Origin of the sequence: Kitasatospora sp. NPDC001261 (genome assembly GCF_042896795.1) — a bacterium.
Lineage (GTDB): Bacteria > Actinomycetota > Actinomycetes > Streptomycetales > Streptomycetaceae > Kitasatospora.
In genome coordinates, this window is sequence record NZ_JBIAXP010000004.1 from 1 (window position 1) to 20,502 (window position 20,502).

At 74.9% G+C, this 20,502-nt stretch carries 13 protein-coding genes; 11 read left to right on the plus strand and 2 right to left on the minus strand.

The window, feature by feature from the left end; translation table 11 throughout:
* Positions 1 to 179 precede the first annotated feature (179 nt).
* From argH to cobA, 10 genes are all read left to right on the plus strand, one after another.
* The gene (gene argH / locus ACFY4B_RS06845) at positions 180 to 1,604 is read left to right on the plus strand and encodes an argininosuccinate lyase (RefSeq protein ID WP_387831175.1); all 1,425 of its coding nucleotides are present in this window, start codon (positions 180 to 182) and stop codon (positions 1,602 to 1,604) included.
* Between the two features lie 164 nt (positions 1,605 to 1,768).
* Positions 1,769 to 2,026, plus strand: coding sequence for a sigma-70 family RNA polymerase sigma factor (locus ACFY4B_RS06850; RefSeq protein WP_053112078.1), 258 nt, complete (start codon positions 1,769 to 1,771; stop codon positions 2,024 to 2,026).
* Positions 2,027 to 2,232: 206 nt separating this feature from the next.
* A complete protein-coding gene (locus ACFY4B_RS06855) occupies positions 2,233 to 2,733 on the plus strand; it encodes a GNAT family N-acetyltransferase (RefSeq protein WP_049652066.1) in 501 nt (166 codons plus the stop codon).
* A 550-nt stretch (positions 2,734 to 3,283) separates the two neighbouring features.
* Positions 3,284 to 4,309 carry a methionine ABC transporter ATP-binding protein gene (locus ACFY4B_RS06860; protein ID WP_049652065.1) on the plus strand — a complete coding sequence of 342 codons (1,026 nt, stop codon included), beginning with the start codon at positions 3,284 to 3,286 and terminating at the stop codon, positions 4,307 to 4,309.
* Positions 4,306 to 5,034, plus strand: coding sequence for a methionine ABC transporter permease (locus ACFY4B_RS06865; RefSeq protein ID WP_117487175.1), 729 nt, complete (start codon positions 4,306 to 4,308; stop codon positions 5,032 to 5,034). Before ACFY4B_RS06860 ends, ACFY4B_RS06865 begins: the two co-directional genes overlap by 4 nt.
* Before the next feature lie 57 nt (positions 5,035 to 5,091).
* On the plus strand, positions 5,092 to 5,922 hold the full coding sequence (locus ACFY4B_RS06870) for a MetQ/NlpA family ABC transporter substrate-binding protein (protein WP_387966753.1): 831 nt from the start codon (positions 5,092 to 5,094) through the stop codon (positions 5,920 to 5,922).
* A gap of 199 nt (positions 5,923 to 6,121) precedes the next feature.
* On the plus strand, positions 6,122 to 6,757 hold the full coding sequence (locus ACFY4B_RS06875; RefSeq protein WP_049652062.1) for a GNAT family N-acetyltransferase: 636 nt from the start codon (positions 6,122 to 6,124) through the stop codon (positions 6,755 to 6,757).
* A 137-nt stretch (positions 6,758 to 6,894) separates the two neighbouring features.
* Positions 6,895 to 8,151 carry a precorrin-6y C5,15-methyltransferase (decarboxylating) subunit CbiE gene (gene cbiE, locus ACFY4B_RS06880; RefSeq protein WP_387966755.1) on the plus strand — a complete coding sequence of 419 codons (1,257 nt, stop codon included), beginning with the start codon at positions 6,895 to 6,897 and terminating at the stop codon, positions 8,149 to 8,151.
* A 494-nt stretch (positions 8,152 to 8,645) separates the two neighbouring features.
* On the plus strand, positions 8,646 to 12,611 hold the full coding sequence (gene cobT, locus ACFY4B_RS06885) for a nicotinate-nucleotide--dimethylbenzimidazole phosphoribosyltransferase (protein ID WP_387966756.1): 3,966 nt from the start codon (positions 8,646 to 8,648) through the stop codon (positions 12,609 to 12,611).
* Between the two features lie 107 nt (positions 12,612 to 12,718).
* Positions 12,719 to 13,966 carry a uroporphyrinogen-III C-methyltransferase gene (gene cobA, locus ACFY4B_RS06890; RefSeq protein WP_380779124.1) on the plus strand — a complete coding sequence of 416 codons (1,248 nt, stop codon included), beginning with the start codon at positions 12,719 to 12,721 and terminating at the stop codon, positions 13,964 to 13,966.
* Between the two features lie 37 nt (positions 13,967 to 14,003).
* Here cobA and ACFY4B_RS06895 read toward each other — a convergent pair whose 3' ends face one another.
* A complete protein-coding gene (locus ACFY4B_RS06895) occupies positions 14,004 to 16,745 on the minus strand; it encodes a SpoIIE family protein phosphatase (RefSeq protein ID WP_387966757.1) in 2,742 nt (913 codons plus the stop codon).
* Positions 16,746 to 16,833: 88 nt separating this feature from the next.
* Between ACFY4B_RS06895 and ACFY4B_RS06900 the strand changes: the two genes are divergently transcribed.
* Entirely contained in the window at positions 16,834 to 17,640 is an 807-nt protein-coding gene (locus ACFY4B_RS06900; RefSeq protein WP_049658657.1) for an RNA methyltransferase, read from the plus strand.
* A 502-nt stretch (positions 17,641 to 18,142) separates the two neighbouring features.
* On the opposite strand, the gene ACFY4B_RS06905 is transcribed toward ACFY4B_RS06900, so the two are convergent.
* Positions 18,143 to 20,098, minus strand: coding sequence for a protein kinase (locus ACFY4B_RS06905; RefSeq protein WP_387966758.1), 1,956 nt, complete (start codon positions 20,096 to 20,098; stop codon positions 18,143 to 18,145).
* Between the last annotated feature and the right edge of the window lie 404 nt (positions 20,099 to 20,502).

A 20,502-nucleotide genomic window follows, 5' to 3' on the forward strand; every position in this document is an offset into this window, starting at 1 on the left:
AGCTTCCTACGCCCCTGCGGCTTCCGCTCCCCGCGGATCTCGAAGTCCATCGCACCCCTTGAGCTGAGGTGTTGCGACGACCGTTAGAACCCAAGGACCGTCCGGCCGGGGTTTTGTGTTTCATACGGCATAGTGCATACTTATGCCACCCACTGCACATGCATGAAGGAGCCACCGCGATGACCGCCGAGCAGTCCTCCGACGTCCGCCTCTGGGGTGCGCGCTTCGCCGACGGCCCGTCCGAGGCGCTGGCCAGGCTCTCGGCCTCGGTCCACTTCGACTGGCGCCTCGCGCCGTACGACATCGCCGGCTCCAAGGCCCACGCCCGGGTCCTGCACAAGGCCGGCCTGCTCTCCGACGAGGAGCTGGCCGGCATGCTGGCCGGCCTGGACGAGCTGCTCGCCGACGTCGAGGCGGGCACCTTCACCGGCACCGTCGCCGACGAGGACGTGCACACCGCCCTGGAGCGCGGCCTGCTGGAGCGCCTCGGCCCCGACCTCGGCGGCAAGCTGCGGGCCGGGCGCTCGCGCAACGACCAGATCGCCACCCTGTTCCGGATGTACCTGCGGGACCACGCGAAGACCATCGGCGGCCTGCTGCTCGACCTCCAGCAGGCCCTGGTCGGCCTCGCCGAGGCGCACCCGGACACCGCGATGCCCGGCCGCACCCACCTCCAGCACGCCCAGCCGGTGCTCTTCGCCCACCACGTCCTCGCGCACGTGCAGGCCCTCGGCCGGGACGCCGAGCGGCTGCGCCAGTGGGACGCCCGCACCGCCGTCTCGCCGTACGGCTCCGGCGCGCTGGCCGGCTCCTCGCTCGGCCTCGACCCGCAGGCCGTCGCCGCCGACCTCGGCTTCGAGGGCGGCTCGGTCGGCAACTCCATCGACGGCACCGCCTCGCGCGACTTCGTCGCCGAGTTCGCCTTCGTGACCGCGATGATCGGCATCAACCTCTCCCGGATCGCGGAGGAGGTGATCATCTGGAACACCAAGGAGTTCGGCTTCATCACGCTGCACGACGCCTTCTCCACCGGCTCCTCGATCATGCCGCAGAAGAAGAACCCGGACATCGCCGAGCTCGCCCGGGGCAAGTCCGGCCGGCTGATCGGTAACCTGACCGGCCTGCTGGCCACCCTCAAGGCGCTGCCGCTCGCCTACAACCGGGACCTCCAGGAGGACAAGGAGCCGGTCTTCGACTCCTGCGACACGCTGGAGGTGCTGCTGCCCGCGTTCACCGGGATGATGGCCACCCTCACCGTGCACCGGGAGCGGCTGGAGGAGCTGGCCCCGGCCGGCTTCTCGCTCGCCACTGACATCGCCGAGTGGCTGGTCAAGCAGGGCGTGCCGTTCCGGGTCGCGCACGAGGTGGCCGGCGCCTGCGTCAAGGTCTGCGAGGCCGAGGGCATCGAGCTGTCCGACCTGACGGACGAGCAGTTCGCCGCGATCTCCGGGCACCTGACGCCCGAGGTGCGCTCGGTGCTCAGCGTCCACGGCGCCATCGCCTCCCGCGACGGGCGCGGCGGAACGGCCCCCTCGGCGGTCGCGGTCCAGCTCGCCGAGGTGAAGGCGGACCTGGCGCGGCAGCAGGAGTGGGCGCGGGGCTGATCCCGGACGGCGGGGCCGGTCCCGGACGAGGGGCCGGGCCCCCGCGACGGGGCCGATCCCCGGCGCGACGGGGGAGGGGCGCGGCGGTCCGACCGGCGCGCCCCTCCCGCGTCCGTGCCCCGGCCCGGGCGTAACCGGCCCCGCCCCGGGCCGTCATGCACGGTGTGTGCACCGCCCTCCCCTTCGCCCCCTCCGCCGAGGACGTCTACCTCGACGAGTGTCGCCGCCGCGCGGTCCGCGAGACCGTCGCCGCCCTGCCCGGCCGCTGTCCGCAGCTGATGGCCGCGCTCGCCGAGGATCCGCCGCCCACCTACCGTGAGCTCTCCGAGCGGCTCGGCATGCCGCGCGGCTCGATCGGCCCCACCCGCTCCCGCTGCCTGGCCTGCCTGCGGATGCTGCTCCACACCGAGCGCTACCCCTGAGCGCAAGCCCGTGCGACCGGGCGGAACGTGTGCGGCACGGGAGGTGACCCTCCTCACGTCCGCCCCCGCGAAGGTTGAGGGAAGCTGACACCCGGGTAGAGCGCTGGCGAACGCAGCCCTTGACGGTGGCGCGATCACTCGGATACTGAGCGTGAGCGCGCCTACCCTCCGCGCGCCGCGCACGACGACTGGGGAGGCCCCTCCACATGGGCATGAGCGTGATCATCTCGGCCGCGGAGGCCGAGGACGCGGAGCAGATCCTCAAGCTCCAGTACCTCGGCTACCAGCCCGAGGCCGAGCTGTACGGCGACTGGGCGATCGAGCCCCTGACGCAGAGCCTGGAGAGCCTGCGTGCCGAACTGTCCGAGCAGCACTTCCTGGTCGCCCGGCTGGGCGACGAGGTGGTCGGCACCGTCCGCGGCCACGTCGGCGCCGACGGCGTCGGCCGGATAGGGCGCCTGGTGGTCCATCCGCGGATGCAGCGCCACGGCCTCGGCGGCCGACTGCTGGACGCGCTGGAGCGCCGCCTGGCCCAGGACGGCCGGGTGAGCGCCTACCGGCTGTTCACCGGCCACCGCAGCCTGGGCAACCTGCGGCTGTACGCTCGGCAGGGGTACCGTCAGACCCGGGTCGAGCAGGTCAGCACCCGGCTGAGCTTCGTCCACCTGGAGAAGGCGGCCGCCGAGCCGCTCGCCGCGACGGCCTGAGCCCGCCGCCCCCGCGCTTTCCCGGCGCCGCCACCATCCGGACCACCGGTGGCGGCGCCGAGCCGTATCCGCGCTGGTCAACGGGGGTGAGTGTCCGCAATGCGGACAGCTTCGGGAAACAATTGGGCAGGAATCAACCCATCTGTTTTACTGGCTCACATGACTGCGACGACGAACTGGACCCCCACCGGCACCCTGCCGGCAGGTGAGCGTGCCATGTGTCGTCGAATGTGTCACTGCTGAGGGCCACCGCCCCCGGCGCCCCGCTGAGGGCGCCTCCTCCTCGCGCCCCGAAGCGAGACTCCGGCGCCGCTCCCGCCCGTGCGAGCGCGCCCCTCCTCCCGGACCCCTCCCTTTGCCGTGCCCGCCGACCCGCGGGCCCGGGTGACTCGTTAGGGCCACGCCGTCGCGCGGCCCGGCCGTCCAGCGGCCACGATCAAGGGGCGGCAGGTCCGGACCCTCCCGGCGCAGCGCCGTAACGCCGCCGCCGGCCGCAAGCCGGTCGGGCGGTCGGACCACGCCGCCCGCCCCCGACCCACGGAAAGCCGCTGTGATCACCACCACGGACCTGACGAAGGTCTACCGTTCCCGAGGCCGCGAGGTGACCGCCCTCGCCGGTGTCGACCTGCACGTCCGCCCGGGCGAGGTCTACGGAGTCGTCGGCACCAGCGGTGCCGGCAAGTCCACCCTCATCCGCTGCGTGAACATGCTGGAGCGCCCGACCTCCGGCACGGTCACCGTGGACGGGGTCGAGCTGACCGCGCTGTCCGGCGGCGAGAACCGGGCCGGCCGCGAACTGCGCGAGGCCCGCCGCCGGATCGGCATGGTCTTCCAGCACTTCAACCTGCTCTCCTCGCGGACGGTGCAGCAGAACGTCGAGCTCCCGCTGGAGATCGTCGGCCTGGACCGCACCGAGCGCCGCCGCAAGGCCGCCGAGCTGCTGGAGCTGGTCGGCCTCGGCGACAAGGCCCGCAGCTACCCCAACCAGCTCTCCGGCGGCCAGAAGCAGCGCGTCGGCATCGCCCGCGCACTGGCCGGCGACCCGAAGGTGCTGCTCTCCGACGAGGCCACCTCGGCGCTCGACCCGGAGACCACCCGCTCGATCCTCAAGCTGCTGCGCGACCTCAACCAGCAGCTGGGCCTCACCGTCCTGCTGATCACCCACGAGATGGACGTCATCAAGTCCGTCTGCGACTCCGCCGCCCTGATGCGCGGCGGCCGGGTGGTGGAGTCCGGCGAGCTGACCGACCTGCTGGCCAAGCCCGGCTCGGAGCTGGCCCGCGAACTGTTCCCGCTCAGCGAGTTCGGCACCGGCCACCCCGGCTCGACCGTGCTGGAGATCACCTTCCAGGGCGACAGCTCGGCCCAGCCGTTCGTCTCCCAGCTCGCCCGCACGTACCAGATCGACATCAACATCCTCGGCGCCGCGGTGGAGACCATCGCCGGCCGGATGGTCGGCCGGATGCGGGTCGAGCTGCCGGGCGGCCACCAGGACAACGTGGTGCCGATCGGCTACCTGCGCGAGCAGGGCCTGCAGGTGGACGTGCTCGGTACGGCGAACGGAGCGGTGGCATGACCTGGGACCAGATGTGGGAGCTGATGTGGCCCGCCACCCAGGAGACCTTCCAGATGGTCGGGGTGTCCGCGCTCGTCACCGTGCTGCTCGGCCTGCCGCTGGGCGTGCTCCTGGTGCTCACCGACAAGGGCGGCCTGCTGGCCAACCGGGCCGTCAACAAGGCCATCGGCTTCGTCGTGAACATCGCCCGTTCGGTGCCGTTCATCATCCTGATGATCGCGCTGATCTCCTTCACCCGCTGGCTGGTCGGCACCTCCATCGGCTGGCAGGCGGCGACCGTGCCGCTGACCATCGGCGCCATCCCGTTCTTCGCCCGCCTGGTCGAGACCTCCGTCCGCGAGGTCGACCGGGGACTGGTCGAGGCGGTCCAGTCGATGGGCGGCAGCACCTGGACGATCGTCCGCAAGACCCTGCTGCCCGAGGCCCTGCCCGGCATCGTGGCCTCGGTCACCACCACGGTCATCACCCTGGTCAGCTACTCCGCGATGGCCGGCACCGTCGGCGGCGGCGGCCTCGGCACCCTCGCCGTCAACTACGGCTACCAGCGCTTCGAGACCGCCTTCATGTGGGTCATCGTGGCCGAGCTGGTGATCATCGTCACCGCCGTCCAGCTGATCGGCGACTTCGCCGTCCGGCGGCTCTCCCACCGCGGCCGCACCGGCGGCCGGACGCGGCTGCTCGGCCGCACCCCGGCGGCTCCCGACAAGGACCTCGCCGCCTCCTAGACCTCCCTCGTCCGACCCCGGACGCGGCTCCCCGTTCCACGCAGAAAGGCACTTTTCGTGCGCAACGCCCTGAAGTTCACCAGCATCCTCGCCACCGCCGGCGTCGCCCTCTCGCTCGCCGCCTGCGGCAGCTCGGGCTCCTCCTCCTCCTCCTCGGACGCGAACGCGCCGCTGAAGGTCGTGGCCAGCCCCACCCCGCACGGCCAGATCCTGAAGTACGTCAAGGACAACCTCGCGGAGAAGGCGGGCCTCAAGCTCGACATCAAGGAGGTCACCGACTACGTGACCCCCAACACGGCGGTGCAGGACGGTTCGGCCGACGCCAACTACTTCCAGCACGTCCCGTACCTGGAGGACTTCAACAAGAAGCACGGCACGAACATCGTGTCGGTCGAGCCCGTGCACCTGGAGCCGCTGGGCCTCTACTCCAAGAAGGTCAAGGCGATCGGCGACCTCGCGGACGGCGCCACCATCGGCCTGCCGAACGACGCCACCAACGAGGGCCGGGCGCTCAAGCTGCTCGCCGACAACAAGCTGATCACCCTCAAGGACGGCGTCACCACCACCGCCACCCCGGCGGACGTGACCGGCAACCCGAAGAACTTCAAGTGGAAGGAGCTGGAGGCCGCCCAGCTGCCCCGCTCCGTCGCCGACCTCGACGCCGCCGTCATCAACGGCAACTACGCGATCGACTCCGGCCTGAAGCCGGCCACCGACGCCCTGGTGCTGGAGAAGGCCGAGGGCAACCCGTACGCCAACATCCTCGCCGTCAAGAAGGGCAAGGAGAACGACCCGCGGGTCAAGAAGCTGGCCGAGCTGCTGCACTCCGACGAGGTCAAGAAGTACATCGACGACACCTTCCAGGGCTCGGTCATCCCGGCCTTCTGATCGTCGTACGGTCATACCTCGTAACGCCCGACCGGGCCCCCACCGCACCGCGACGGGGGCCCGGTCGGGCAGTATGCAGCAGGGACACTCCGACCGACCGCGTTCTGACGTACCGTCGTGCGGGCAGCGCACCGCGTGGCACCCGGGGCACGCCGGAGGCGTACGGTGTTGTGTTCACGACCCGGCGAGGAGAGACGGCATGGCAGCGAGCTTCCCCGAGACCGCCATCAGCACCGAACGGCTGCTGCTGCGACCCCTTGCGGAGGACGACGCCCCCGGCCTGGCCACGATGATGGCCGACGACCTCGTGCTCGCCTGGACGGACCTGCCGCACCCCTTCACCGAGGAGTACGCGGCCGAACTCGCCCGCACCCTCGCCCCCGCCCACCGGGCCGCCGGCCGCGGCATCGTCTTCGCCGTCACCGAGCACCTCACCCAGCGCCTGGTCGGCCTGGTCGAGCTGCGCAACACCGACTGGCGGCTGCGCAGCACCGAGATCTCCTACGTCACCGCCGTCTGGGCGCGCGGCGAGGGCTACGCCCCGGAGGCCGTCCTCGGCGTCGCCCAGTGGCTGTTCGAGGACCGCGGCTTCCTGCGCCTGGAACTGCGCACCGCCGCCGGGAACACCGCCGCCCAGCAGGTCGCCCAGAAGATCGGCGGCATCAGCGAGGGCGTGCTGCGCAGCGCCTGGATAGTCCGCGGGGAGTCCGGCGAGGTGCTTCAGGACAGCCGCAGCGACCTCATCCTGTGGAGCCTGCTCCCGGAGGACCTGGAGTCCCCCGAGCTGCACCGCGAGGGCTGGCACGGCGACCACCGCTACGTGCTGCGCGACTGAGACACGCCGCCTGTTCACCCGGCGCGGACATGTGTGCGAGATGTCGGGCTCCGGCCGACCGCACCCGGTAGCCTCTGGACCGGTGCCGCACGACGGCGGATCGAGCGGCGCACCGAGTCGAGGGAGAACGGCCGCAGATGGCTGACCGGATCACGGTCATCGGGTGGGACGGCACACCGCTGACCGAGGCCGCCGGCGCGGCCCTGGCCGCGGCGACCCTGGTCGCCGGCGCCCCCTACCAACTGAACGCCCTCCCGGTGCCGGAGGCCGCCGAACGGATCGCCCTCGGCAACGTCCGGCAGGCCGCCCGCAGGATCGCCGAGCACCGCGGCGCCGCCGTCGTGGTCGCCGAGGGCGACCCGGGGTTCTTCGGGGTGGTGCGCACCCTGCGCCGCCCCGAGTACGGCCTCGAACTGGAGGTGCTGCCCGCCGTCTCCTCGGTGGCCGCCGCCTTCGCCCGGGCCGGCATGCCCTGGGAGGACGCCCAGGTGGTCAGCGCGCACGGCGGACGGCTGCGCCGCGCGGCCAACATCTGCCGGGCCCACCCCAAGGTCGCGGTGCTCACCGCGCCGGGCGCCGGGCCCGCCGAACTCGCCCTGATGCTGCGCGGGGTGCACCGGACCTTCGTGGTCTGCGAGGCCCTCGGCACCCCCGACGAGGACGTCACCGTCCTCACCTCCGACCGGATCGCCGACCACGTGTGGCGCGACCCCAACGTGGTGCTGGTGATCGGCGGCGGCGCCCGGACGGGGGCGGTGGACGAGGCGGCCGGCTGGCTCGCCGGGCGCCCGGTCGGCTACCCCGGCGTGGAACGCGGCTGGGCGCTCCCCGGTGACGCCTACGCGGGCGCCGGGCGCACGGAAGGCGAGCCGGGCGCACCGGAGGCGCTCCCCGCCCACGTGCGCGCCCTGGTGCTGGCCCGGCTCGGCGCCCGCCCCGGGGACCTGGTCTGGTCGGTCGGCGCCGGCAGCGGCGCCCTCGCGGTGGAGGCGGCCCGGTTCGGCGCCGCCGTCGTCGCGGTCGAGGGCTCCCGCTCGGCCTGCGCCCGGCTGACCGTCAACGCCCGCCGCTACGGCGTCGAGGTGGAGGCGGTGTACGGGAGCGGCCCCGAGGTGCTGGGCGGCCTGCCGGAACCGGACGCGGCGGTGGTGGAGTCCGGCGGCCTCGACGTGGTGCGCGCGGTGCTGGCCCGCCGGCCCGAACGGTTCGTCGCACTGCCCCGGACCCTCACCGAGGCCGAGGAGGTCCACCGGGCGATCGCCGGGGCCGGCTACCGGGCGGACGGCGCGCTGCTCCAGGCAAGCCCGTTGCGGCCGGTGGGGGAGGGCGAGGGGCTGGCGCTGGGAGCGGGCGGAACCGGCGTGCTGGTCCTCTGGGGTGAGCAGATCGTGTGAAGGCCGTGGGCCCGTCCGGGGCCCGCGCCGGGATCGTCCGGTGGCGCCGACGGTGATCCAGGTCGCATCCGGACACCGATTCGAGAGGTGACCGCGCGGTGCCGGTAGTGTGACGTCCTGGGCGACTGCAAGGGTAGGCGACCCACCCGATTCAGTCGGTTTGTCACCTTTTTGACGCGGTGCAATCCGGTTCCGCTCGAAGTGTGGGCAATTCGACGGGCCTCGTGCCGGACCTGGAGAATGCCGTAGGGTCCGGTGCGGTCGTGCCGGTTGCTCCGGGTTGTCGTTGTTTCAGACGATGCGCCGCCCCCTACGGGCGGTGCGCCGGACCGGGGTGCCGCAGCGCGCCGGATGGACTTGGGCCGCAGCGCCACGGCGCGGCGGCCGCGTGTGGTTAGGGGCGGGCCGGTGCTGGTTCGGCCCGTGCGGATGGGCGCTGCGATCGGTGATCGTGTCGCCGAGGGCGCGGCAGCGGCCTGGAAGGAGCTTTGACAATGACCGATGGCGGCCACGTTCCGGGCGAGGGAATGCCGGAGCACCTGCACGGCGGGCCGGGCCCGCTCGGCGGACCGGAGGGCGTCGCGGGCGTTGCACCCCTCCAGGGCGTCGCGACGGACGGCGGGGCGATCCCCAACCCGGCGGCCCCGATCGGCGGTGTCCCCGGCGCGGTGCCCCCGGGTGCGGGCGGCATCCCGCCGCAGGGCCAGTACGGCTACGGCGTTCCCGGCGTGCCGCAGCCCGGCCAGCCCGGCGAGGGCTGGGGCGTCGACCAGGGCGCCCCGCGCCCGGCCTTCCACTTCCTCGACCAGCCCGACACGCCGGACGGCCTGGACGACGAGGACGACGTGCTGCTGATGCCCGGTCCGCAGGGCTCCTGGGGCGAGCCGCTCGCGGCCGTCCCGGCCGAGCAGGTGCCGCTCGCGCCGCAGCACGACGGCACGCCGGTCGAGCCGTCCTGGCCGCCGGTGGACCCGCCGGTGCTCGGCGCCGAGCACGGCGTCCAGCAGCACCCCGTCCAGCAGGCGCAGCAGCCGATGACGCAGGCTCAGCAGCCGCGCCGGCCGCTGCACGCCGGTCCGCCGATCCCGGACCCGTCGCTGATGACCGGCCAGGTGCCGGTCCGCTCGCTGGCCGACCGCGGCCCCTCGCAGGGCGGCACGCCGGCGCACGGCATCCCGGTGGTCGGCCGCCCGCCGATGGCCGAGGCCGCGGCTCCGGCCGTCGCGCCGCAGGCCGTCCCGGCCGCTCCGGCGGCCCCGGTCGTGGAGGGGCAGCAGCTGCCGCAGGCGCAGGACTTCCCGCAGGCCCAGCAGGTCCAGCAGGCTCCGCAGGCCCACGGGGCCCAGCAGGTGCCGCTGGGCGTGCCGCCGGTCGAGACCGTGCTGGCCGTCGAGACGGTCGGGGCGATCGAGGTGATCGAGGTCGTCGAGACGCCGGAGGCCGTCCAGGCCGTCCCGGCGCAGCCCGTGCAGGACGTGACGGTTCCCCAGGCCCCGCAGGCCCCTCAGGCCGGCGAGGCCGTGGAGACCGCCGTCGCGGCCGCGCCGCAGGCTCCCGTGGCCGAGCCGGCTCCGGCCGAGGCCGCCCAGCCGGTGGCCGAGGCGGGTGACACACCCGTCGCCGAGCCCGTGGCCGCCGAGACCGCCGTCGCCCCCGCCGCTCCTGAGGCCGTCGCCGCCGAGGGCGCTGCCGCCGACGGCGCCGCCGTGCTGGCCGAGCAGCCCGAGGCCGCGGCCCCGGCCGGTCAGCCGCGCCGGATCTCCGCCTTCCTCGCCGCGCCCACCCCGCACGGCCTGCCCAAGGTCGGGGCGGCCGGGCAGGCTCCGGTGGTCGAGGAGACGGCCCCGCAGCAGCCCGCGCCCATAGCGGCCGCCGACGCGCCGCAGGCCGTCGAGGTCGTCGAGGCTGCTCACGTCGCCGAGGCCGTGGCGAGCGCCGAGTCCGCCCCGGTTGCCGAAGCCGCTGAGGTCGCCGAGGCCGCGCAGCAGGCTGAGGTCCCGGCCGAGGCCGTGTCGGAGGCCGTCGCCGAGCCGGTGGCGGAGACCGCCGCGGGCACCGGTGAGATGCCCTCCGGCCAGGCCGTCACCGAGCCCGCCGCCGAGGGCGAGCAGCCGCAGCAGCAGGCCGAGGTCCCGGCCGAGGCCGTCGCCGAGCCGGTCGCGGAGCAGCCCGTGGAGGCGCCGGCGGAGGCCGACGCCGCCGCAGCTGTCGAGCCGGCCGCCGAGGCTCCGGTCGAGGCCGCCCCCGAGGCGGAGGCGGCACAGCCCGCCGAAGCCGTCGAGGAGCCCGCCGCCGAGGCCGCCGAGGTTGCCGCGCCCGCCGAGGCCGTCGCCGAGCAGCCCGTCGCCGCCGCTCCGGAGTCCGAGGCCCCCGCGGAGTCGGCCGCCGAGCAGGCGCAGGCCCCGGCCGAGCCCGAGGCCGCCGCTGAGCAGCCCGTCGCCGCGGAGGAGCCCGCCGTCGAGGCCGAGCCCGTCCAGGAGCCCGCCGCCGAGGCCCCCGCCGAAGCCGCCGAGCAGCCCGCCGCCGGGACCGTCGAGACCGTCGAGACCGGCGAGGTCACCGAGGTCGCCGAAGCCGGCGAGGCCACGGAGCCCGCCGAAGCCGCCGAGGCCACCGAGGAGCAGCCCGTGGCCGAGGAGCAGCCCGCCGCCGAGGCCGCCGAGGAGCAGCCGGAGCCGCAGCCCGAGGAGCCCGCCGAGCCGCGCGGCCCGGCCGCCCCCGGCTACGACGAGGCCGGCCGCGAGGCCGTCCACCAGGTGATCCGCGAGCGCCGCGACGTGCGCAACGGCTTCCGCCCGGACCCGATCCCGCACGAGGTGCTGATCCGCGTCCTGGAGGCCGCCCACACCGCGCCCAGCGTCGGCTACTCGCAGCCCTGGGACTTCGTGGTGATCCGCTCGGCGAAGACCCGCAGGCGGATGCACGCCCTGGCCGAGCGCCAGCGCGAGGCGTTCGCGGACTCGTTGCCCAAGGGCCGGGCCAAGCAGTTCAAGGAAATCAAGATCGAGGCCATCCTCGACACCCCGGTCAACATCGTGGTGACCGCCGACCGCACCCGCGGCGGCCGGCACACCCTGGGCCGGCACACCCAGCCGCAGATGGCCCCGTACTCGGCCGCCCTGGCCGTCGAGAACCTCTGGCTGGCCGCCCGCGCCGAGGGCCTGGGCGTCGGCTGGGTGAGCTTCTTCGACGACGAGGAGCTGGTCCGCGAGCTCGGCCTGCCCGAGCACCTGGAGGTCGTCGCCTACCTGTGCGTCGGCTTCGTCGACGAGTTCCCGGACGAGCCCGAGCTGGAGCAGCAGGGCTGGGCCAAGAAGCGCCCGCTGTCCTGGGTCGTCCACGAGGAGCAGTACGGCAACCGCGCGCTGCCCGGCGAGGAGCCGCAGAGCCTGCTCGCCGACACCCTGCGCGGCATCCGCCCGCTGGACGCCAAGGCGCTCGGCGAGGCCTGGGACCGGCAGAAGCGGATGACCAAGCCGGCCGGCTCGCTCGGCATGCTGGAGATCATCTCCGCCCAGCTGTGCGGCCTGTCCCGCAAGTGCCCGCCGCCGCTCCCGGAGCCCGCCTGCGTGGCGATCTTCGCCGGCGACCACGGCGTGCACGCCCAGGGCGTCAGCCCCTGGCCGCAGGAGGTGACCGCCCAGATGGTCGGAAACTTCCTGGCCGGCGGAGCGGTGATCAACTCCTTCGCCAAGCAGATCGGCACCGAGGTCTGCGTCGTCGACGTCGGCGTCGCCGCCGAACTGCCGGACGCCGTCCAGCAGGGCCGCGCCACCGGTTTGCTGCCGCGCAAGGTCCGCCCCGGCACCGCCGACATGACCCAGGGCCCGGCGATGACCCGCGAGGAGGCCCTCAAGGCCATCGAGGTCGGCATCGAGACCGCCCGCGACCTGGTCGCGGCGGGCAACAAGGCACTGGTCACCGGCGACATGGGGATCGCCAACACCACCGCCTCGGCCGCCCTGATCTCGGTGTTCACCGGCCTCGACCCGGCCGAGGTCACCGGCCGCGGCACCGGCATCGACGACGAGACCCACGCCCGCAAGGTCGAGGTCATCCGCGCCGCGCTGGCCCTGCACCAGCCCGACCCGAGCGACCCGATCGGCGTCCTCGCCGCCGTCGGCGGCCTGGAGCACGCCGCCCTGGCCGGCTTCCTGCTGGGCGCCGCCTCGCTGCGCACCCCGGTGATCCTGGACGGCGTCATCGCCGGTTCCGCCGCGCTGGCCGCCAAGGCCATCGCCCCCGAGGTGCTGGCCGCCTGCATCGCCGGCCACCGCTCCGCCGAGCCCGGCCACCAGGCCGCGCTGGCGAAGCTCGGCCTGCGCCCGCTGATCGACCTGGACCTGCGGCTGGGCGAGGGCACCGGTGCCCTGCTGGCCCTGCCGCTGGTGCAGAGCGCGGCCCGGGCGATGCACGATGTAGCGACCTTCGACTCCGCCGGGGTCACCGAGAAGGCCTGACGCACCCCGTCACCGCTCCGCGGTCCGGCCCGAGGGCGCGCCGGACCGCGGAGCGGTGACGTGCCGTACCGTCCCCACACCCTCATCCCCGATCAGGAGCACCGCCGATGACCGCGCCCACCCCGCACCCGAGCACCGAGGGCCGTACCCCCTACCCGGTGGGCCTGCTGCTGGCCGGCCGCCGCGTCGTCGTGGTCGGCGGCGGCCAGGTCGCCCAGCGGCGGCTGCCCGCCCTGATCGCCTCCGGCGCCGACCTGCACCTGGTGGCGCCCGCCACCACCCCGGCCGTCCAGGCCATGGCCGACGCCGGCGAGCTCACCTGGCACGCCCGCCCGTACCGGGACGGCGACCTCGCCGACACCTGGTACGCCCTGGTGGCCACCGACGACCCGGCCGTCAACGCGGCGGTCAGCGCCGAGGCCGAGCGCGAGCGGGTGTTCTGCTCCCGCAGCGACGACGCCGCCGCGGCCACCGCCTGGACCCCGGCCAGCGGCCGCGACGCGGGCGCCACCGTGGCCGTCCTCACCGGCGACCCGCGCCACTCCGCCGCCCTGCGCGACGCCATCGTGGACGGCCTGCGGGACGGCTCGCTGGCCGCCCGTCAGTACCGCTCGCACGGGGCCGGCGTGGCCCTGGTCGGCGGCGGCCCCGGCGACCCGGACCTGATCACCGTGCGCGGCCGCAGGCTGCTCGCCGACGCCGACGTGGTCGTCACCGACCGCCTCGCCCCGCGCGAGCTGCTCGCCGAACTGCCCGAGCACGTCGAGGTGATCGACGCCTCCAAGATCCCGTACGGCCGGTTCATGGCCCAGGAGGCGATCAACCGCACCCTGGTCGAGCACGCCAAGGCCGGCAAGTTCGTGGTCCGGCTCAAGGGCGGCGACCCGTACGTCTTCGGCCGCGGCGGCGAGGAGCTGCTGGCCTGCGCGGAGGCCGGGCTGCCGGTCACCGTGGTGCCCGGGATCTCCAGCTCGATCAGCGTCCCCGCCGCGGCCGGCGTGCCCGTCACCCACCGCGGCATGACCCACGAGTTCACCGTCATCTCCGGCCACGTCGGCCCGGACGACGAGCGCTCGCTCACCAACTGGGAGGCCGCCGCGCGGATGAGCGGCACCCTGGTGCTGCTGATGGCCGTGGACAAGATCGGCGCGATCGCCGCCCGGCTGGTCGAGTACGGCCGGCCGGCGGACACCCCCGTCGCGATCGTCCAGGAGGGCACCACCGCCGCCCAGCGCCGGGTGGACGCCACCCTCGGAACCGTCGCCGCGGTGGTCGAGGCCGAGGGGGTCAAGCCCCCGGCGGTCATCGTCATCGGCGACGTCGTCAACGTGCTGGCGGCCGCCTTCCAGCGGTAGGCCCGCGGGGGAGTGGGAAGTCGGCCCGGCCGACTTCCTACTCCAGCGGCTGCTCCGTCCAGATGACCTTCCCGGTCGCCGTGTAACGCGTCCCCCAGCGGTCCGCGAACTGCGCGACCAGGAACAGCCCGCGCCCGCCCTCGTCCTCGGTCGCCGCGTACCGCAGGTGCGGCGAGGTGCTGCTGCCGTCCGACACCTCGCAGATCAGCGAACGGTCCCGCAGCAGCCGCACCCGGATCGGCCCGGAGCCGTACCGGATCGCGTTGGTCACCAGCTCGCTCAGGATCAGCTCGGTGACGAACGCCGCCTCCGCCAGCCCCCAGGCCGTCAGCCGCTCCGCCACCGCGGCCCGGACCTCGCGCACCGCCGCCGGGTCGGAGGGCACCTCCCACTGCGCCACCTGCTCCGGCGCCAGCACCCTGGTCCGCGCCACCAGTAGCGCGATGTCGTCCTGCGGGTGCTCCGGCAGCATCGCCCCGAGCACGTCCGCGCAGGTCTGCTCGGGCGTGCGCGGCGGCCCGGCCAGCGCCGCCCGCAACAGCTCCAGCCCCTCGTCGATGTCCCGCTGCCGGTCCTCCACCAGCCCGTCCGTGTACAGCACCAGCCGGCTGCCCTCGGCCAGCTCCAGCTCGGCGGTCTCGAACGGCAGCACCCCCAGCCCCAGCGGCGGCCCGGTCGGCAGCTCCGGGAACACCACCCGGCCCTGCGGGTCCACCACCGCCGGCGGCGGGTGCCCGGCGGTGGCCAGCGTGCAGCGCCGCGACACCGGGTCGTAGATCGCGTACAGGCAGGTCGCCCCGGCCACCCCGGCGCGCTCCCCGCCCGCCGCCTCGTCCTGGTCGATCCGGCTCACCAGCTCGTCCAGGTGCCCCAGCAGCTCGTCCGGCGGCAGGTCCAGGGTCGAGAAGTTGTGGATCGCCGTCCGCAGCCGGCCCATCGTCGCCGCCGCGTGCAGCCCCTGCCCCACCACGTCCCCGACCACCAGCGCCACCCGCGCGCCCGGCAGCGGGATCACGTCGAACCAGTCCCCGCCCACCCCGGCCTGGGCCGGCAGGTAACGGTGCGCCACGTCCAGCGCCGTCTGCTCCGGCAGCTTGCGCGGCAGCAGGCTGTGCTGGAGCGTCACCGCCATCGCGTGCTCCCGGGTGTAGCGGCGGGCGTTGTCGATGCACACCGCCGCGTGCGCCACCAGCTCCTCGGCCAGCGCCAGGTCCTCCGCCTCGAACGGCTCCGCCCGCTGCGCCCGCCAGAACCGGGCCACCCCCAGCAGCACCCCGCGCGCCCGCAGCGGCACCCGCACCAGCGAGTGCACCCCGTACGCCAGCACCCGCGCCGACCGCTCCGGGTCCTGCTCCCGCCACCGGCCGGCCTCCGCCAGCCGCGGCTCGATGGCCGGCTCCCCGCTGTGCAGCGCCCCGGCCAGCGGGGTCTCGGGCACCACGTCCAGCACCGTGCCGACCGGGTAGAACGGCGCGTCGTCCCGTACGCCCGTCACCGCCGTACGGCGCATCCGCCCCAGCGAGGGGCCCGGCGGCGGCTCCTCGCCCGTCAGCACCTGGTCCGCCAGGTCCACCGTGACGAAGTCCGCGAACCGCGGCACCGTGACCTGCGCCAGCTCCTCCGCCGTCCGCGTCACGTCCAGCGTGCTGCCCACCGTCACCCCGGCGTCGTACAGCAGCCGCAGCCGCCGCTGCGCGCCCTCCGCCCGGCCGGACAGCGCCGCCAGCTCAGTGGAGTCGCGCAGCGTGGCGACCCGGCCGGGCGGGCCGCCCGGCTGGTCGATCAGCCGGACGTTCACCGCCAGCAGCCGCTCCCCGGACAGCACCACCTCGTCGGTCACCGGGCGCTCGGCGGTCAGCAGGTCCAGCGGCCGCTGCTCCAGGCCCAGCCCGGCCACCGGGCGGCCCTCGGCGTCCGGCGGCAGGTCCAGCAGGCGGCGCGCCTCGTCGTTGCAGAGCAGCAGCCGGCCGTCCCCGCCGAGGATCATCACGCCCTCGCGCACCGCGTGCAGCACCGCCGCGTGGTGCTCGTACATCCTGGTCATCTCGACCGGGCCCAGCCCGTGCGTCTGGCGCCGCAGCCTGCGGCTGACCAGCGCCGTCCCGAGCGTGGCCAGCCCCACCGCGGCCGCCGCCGCGCCCAGCACCACCGGAAGCTGGCGCTCGCTGGCGCTGCTGACGCTCTTCAGCGTCACGCCCGCCGAGACCAGCCCGACCACCGAACCGTCCGGTGCGTACACCGGGACCACCGCCTGCACCAGCGAGCCGAGCGTGCCCGAGACGCGCTGGGTCACCACCTGCCCGTGCAGCGCGGGCTCGTAGGTGCCGACGAACTTCCGGCCGATCAGCGCCGGGTTCGGGTGGGTGTAGCGGATGCCCTGGTTGTTCAGCACGACGATGAAGTCCACGCCCGCGGCGACCCTCGCGGACTGCGCCCTCGGCTGCAGGACGGCCGTCGGGTCGGGGGAGCGCAGCGCGTCGACGATGCCCGGCGAACTGGCGAAGGTCTGCGCCACCGCCACCGAACGGTTGCGCGCCTCGTGCTCGGCGTCGTTGCGCGACTGCACCACCAGCGCCACCGCGGCCGCCACCACCAGCAGCAGCACGACCAGGATCTGGAGCGCGAACACCTGCCCCGCCACCGACCGGTGCCACACGGGCCACCGCGGCTTCGCGTGCGGCAGCTGCGGCCGACCGTGTGGGCGCCCACCGGGGGAGCCGGCGGAGCCAGTGGCGCCAGAGGCCGACGGAGCCCAGGATCGGCCCGGATTTCGGGCCATACGGTCATATTTGCACTACGGCCAGCCGGGGACCACCCGCCCCCTCCGCCGTTTGGCCTTCCCCGCCCGGGCTTGGCAAGATCGCAGGGTGTCCGAACCCCGCACCATCACCGACCCGGCCGACCCCCGCCTCGCCGACTACACCGGCCTCACCGACGTCGAGCTGCGCCGCCGCCGCGAACCCGCCGAGGGCCTCTTCATCGCCGAGGGGGAGAAGGTCATCCGCCGCGCCCTCGCCGCCGGCTACCGGATGCGGTCGATGCTGCTCACCTCCAAGTGGCTGGAGGTGATGGGCGACGTCATCGCCGAGGCCGACGCCCCCGTCCACGTGGTCGAGCCCGCCCTCGCCGAAGCCGTCACCGGCTACCACGTGCACCGCGGCGCCCTCGCCTCGATGGAGCGCAAGCCCCTTCCGGACGCCGCCGAGGTGCTCGCCGGCGCCCGCCGGGTCGCCGTCCTGGAGGGCCTGGTCGACCACACCAACCTCGGCGCCATCTTCCGCAGCGCCGCCGCCCTCGGCATGGACGCCGTCCTGCTCTCGCCCGACTGCGCCGACCCGCTCTACCGGCGCGCCGTCAAGGTCTCCATGGGCGCGGTCTTCGCCGTCCCGTACGCCCGCCTCGACCCCTGGCCCGCCGCCCTCGACACCGTCCGCGAGGCCGGCTTCACCCTGCTAGCCCTCACCCCCGCCGACACCGCCGTCGACCTCCACACCCTCGCCCCGCACAGCCTCCCCAAGGCCGCCCTCATGCTCGGCGCCGAGGGCGACGGCCTCACCCCCCGCGCCATCGCCGCCGCCCACCACCCCGTCCGCATCCCGATGGCCCACGGCATCGACTCCCTCAACGTCGGCGCCGCCGCCGCCGTCGCCTTCTACGCCGTCACCACCCCCTGACCCCCTCACCGGCGCGCGAGAAGTCGCCCCACCCGACTTCCCGCGCGCTGCCCGCCTCCTGATACCGCAGCCACGGCCCCATCCCCGAAAGTCGGCCCGCCCGACTTTTCGCGCGCGCCACCCCTCGCTGAGGCCCCCGATCGGCCTGCCGACCCGCTGGGCTCCCTGAAACCGCCCTGCACCGGAAGTCGGCCTGCCCGACTTCTCGCGCCTGCCAACTCTTGCCAGGGCCACCTGCCGGGCACCCGGCCACAGCGAGACCGGGGGACCACCCGACACCGGACGTCGGCCCGCCCGACTTCTCACGCGTACTGGCTTCGCTGAGGCCGCTATCCCGCCTGCCGGCCCGCAGCGCCCTTCCGGGACCGCCCTGCACCGAAAGTCGGCCTGCCCGACTTTTCGTGCCATGCCCCGCCTGCGCACGCCTTCGCAGCGGCCGCCGCACAACCGGAGGTCGGCTGGCCCGACTTCCGGTGCAAGGCCGGGAGTCGGCCCGGAGGCTTCAGCTAGTGGGGGAGGTGGGCGGGGCCGGGGCGGCGGCGGGGGGCGGGGTGGTGGCGGCGCCGGTCCAGGATTCGTCGAGGGTGCCGTCGGGGCGGACGGCGTAGCGGGTGGAGGTGACGGTGCCGGTGGCGGCCGCGCGTTCCTCGCGGACGACCGTGCTGCCGTCCAGTCGCCAGCTGGCCGTCGCCTGCGGGTCCGCCACCGAGGTGCGGGAGGTGGTGGCGGCCGGGGCGTCCCCGGTGAAGGTGTAGAGCTGGACGAGGTCGACCGGGGCCGAGCCCTCCACCCGTCGCAGGACGACCACCGCGGCCGGCAGGCCCTTGTACCGGGCCGGCAGCACCGCGCTCAGCGCGACCTGGGGCCCGGCGCCGACCGAGTGCCCGTTTTGCAGGGCGATGGCCGGCCCGCCGGCCCCGTCGGGGTAGCTGCGGTTGGGCCAGTCCACGGCCGGCAGCGGCGCCTGGGGGGCCGTCAGCCCGCCGTCCGTACCGCCGCGTGCCGCTGCCGGGAGGGGGGTGGTCGAGGCCTGCGGCGCGACGTCCGCCGATGTCCCGGGCACGGCCTGCTCGCCGCCGGAGCCGGTGTTGGTCACCACCGCGGCCGGTGGCCGCACGCTCCGGTTGTCCCGGTTCTCGCACCCCTGGGCCGCCGCGATGGCCAGCGCCACCCCGATGGTCACGGTGACGAAGACGACCAGCCGCTGCCGGAGCAGCCGTTGCCGCGCGGCGCCGGGCCGCCCGCCGGGGGCGGGGGTGTGCTGGCGGTCCCGGGGACGCACCCGCTCGCGGGCGTCGCGGGGGTCACGGGCGTCGCGGGGCCCGGGCCGGGCCGGGGGCGGGGTCTGCGGCCGGTCCGGGCGTGCCCGCAGCGGCCGGGTGACCGGTGTCGGCTCGGGCCGGGGGAGCGGGGCGCCCGGCCCCTGGGGGCGCCGTCCGGCCGCCCCGGCGGCCTGCGCGCCGGGGCGGCCCGCCGCCGCTCGGGCCCGGGCCGCGGCGGGTGGTTCGGGCGAGCGCCCGGGGGCGGGCACGCCCGGCCGGCCGTTCTCCTGCGGGGCCTGGGCCGGGGCGGGGACCGGCGCGGGGCCGCCCCGTCCGGCTCGCGCCGCGCGGGTGGTGCCGGAGGCCCCGGCCGCCGTCCCGCGCGCGGCCAGTTCGCTGAGCCGCTCGTGCAGTGCGGCGGCCCCGGGCCGTTCGGCGGGTTCCTTGGCCAGGCAGGCCCGGATCAGCGGCGCCAGTTGCGGCGGTACGGCGGCGAGGTCGGGTTCCTCGTGGACGACCCGGTACAGCATCACTTCGGAGGACGCCCCGGATCCGAACGGGGTGTCCCCGGTGAGCGCGTAGGCGAGGGTGGCCCCGAAGGCGAAGACGTCGGTGGCGGGGGTGACGGCGGCCCCGCGCACCTGCTCGGGCGCGAGGAAGCCGGGGGAGCCGACGGCGGTGCCGACGTGGGTGAGCGTGCTGGCGCCGCGCGACCACGCGATGCCGAAGTCGATGATCCGCGGGCCCCGGGGCGAGAGCAGGATGTTGGAGGGCTTGAGGTCCCGGTGGACCACTCCGGCCTCGTGCACCTTGACCAGTCCGTCGGCCAGCGCGGCCCCGATCCGGGCGGCCTCGGGCCAGTTCAGCGGTCCTTCGTCGCCGACCCGCTTGTACAGCGAGGGCCCGGGGACGTACGCGGTGGCGAGCCAGGGCCGTTCGGTCTCGATGTCCGAGCCGACCACGCGCGCGGTGCAGCCGCCCCGGATCCGGGAGGCGGCGGCGATCTCGCGGGCGAAGCGGGTGCGGAACTCCTGGTCCTCGGCGAGTTCGGCGCGGATCAGCTTGAGGGCGACGCGCTGTCCGCGGCGGTCGGAGCCGAGGTAGACCACGCCCATGCCGCCGGCGCCCAGTCGCCGGTGCAGGCGGTACGGCCCGACGATGCGGGGGTCCTCACGCCTCAGCCGCATCATCGCCATGTTTCGTTCCCCGTCAGCCGGTGGGTGAGGCCCCGTCGGTTGGGCCATCGTCAGTTCCTGTCTGGCACAGCTTACGGACTGCCCGCTGCGGTGTGCTGATACGCAACACCCGTAGCCACCGTGCGATTGTCGGATCTTGCGCTGACCTGCAGGTCACGGGGCCGTCGGAGGGCCTCTCGGGGTTGCCCCTCAGGGTTCCCCCGGGGGTCGGATGAGCCCGCTGTCCCCCTGCGGTAGTAGGCCTCAAGTCCGATCGTCATCCTCCGGGACGTCCGAGGAACAGTACGACGGCATGACGCCCGGAGGGGCCCCGACCAATAGCGTTGTGCTCAGCGGTGGACGGGGAGCTCGTCCCCCGAGGTAAGCCGTCCACCGCGCCAACTCGACCGGATCAGGAGCCAGGA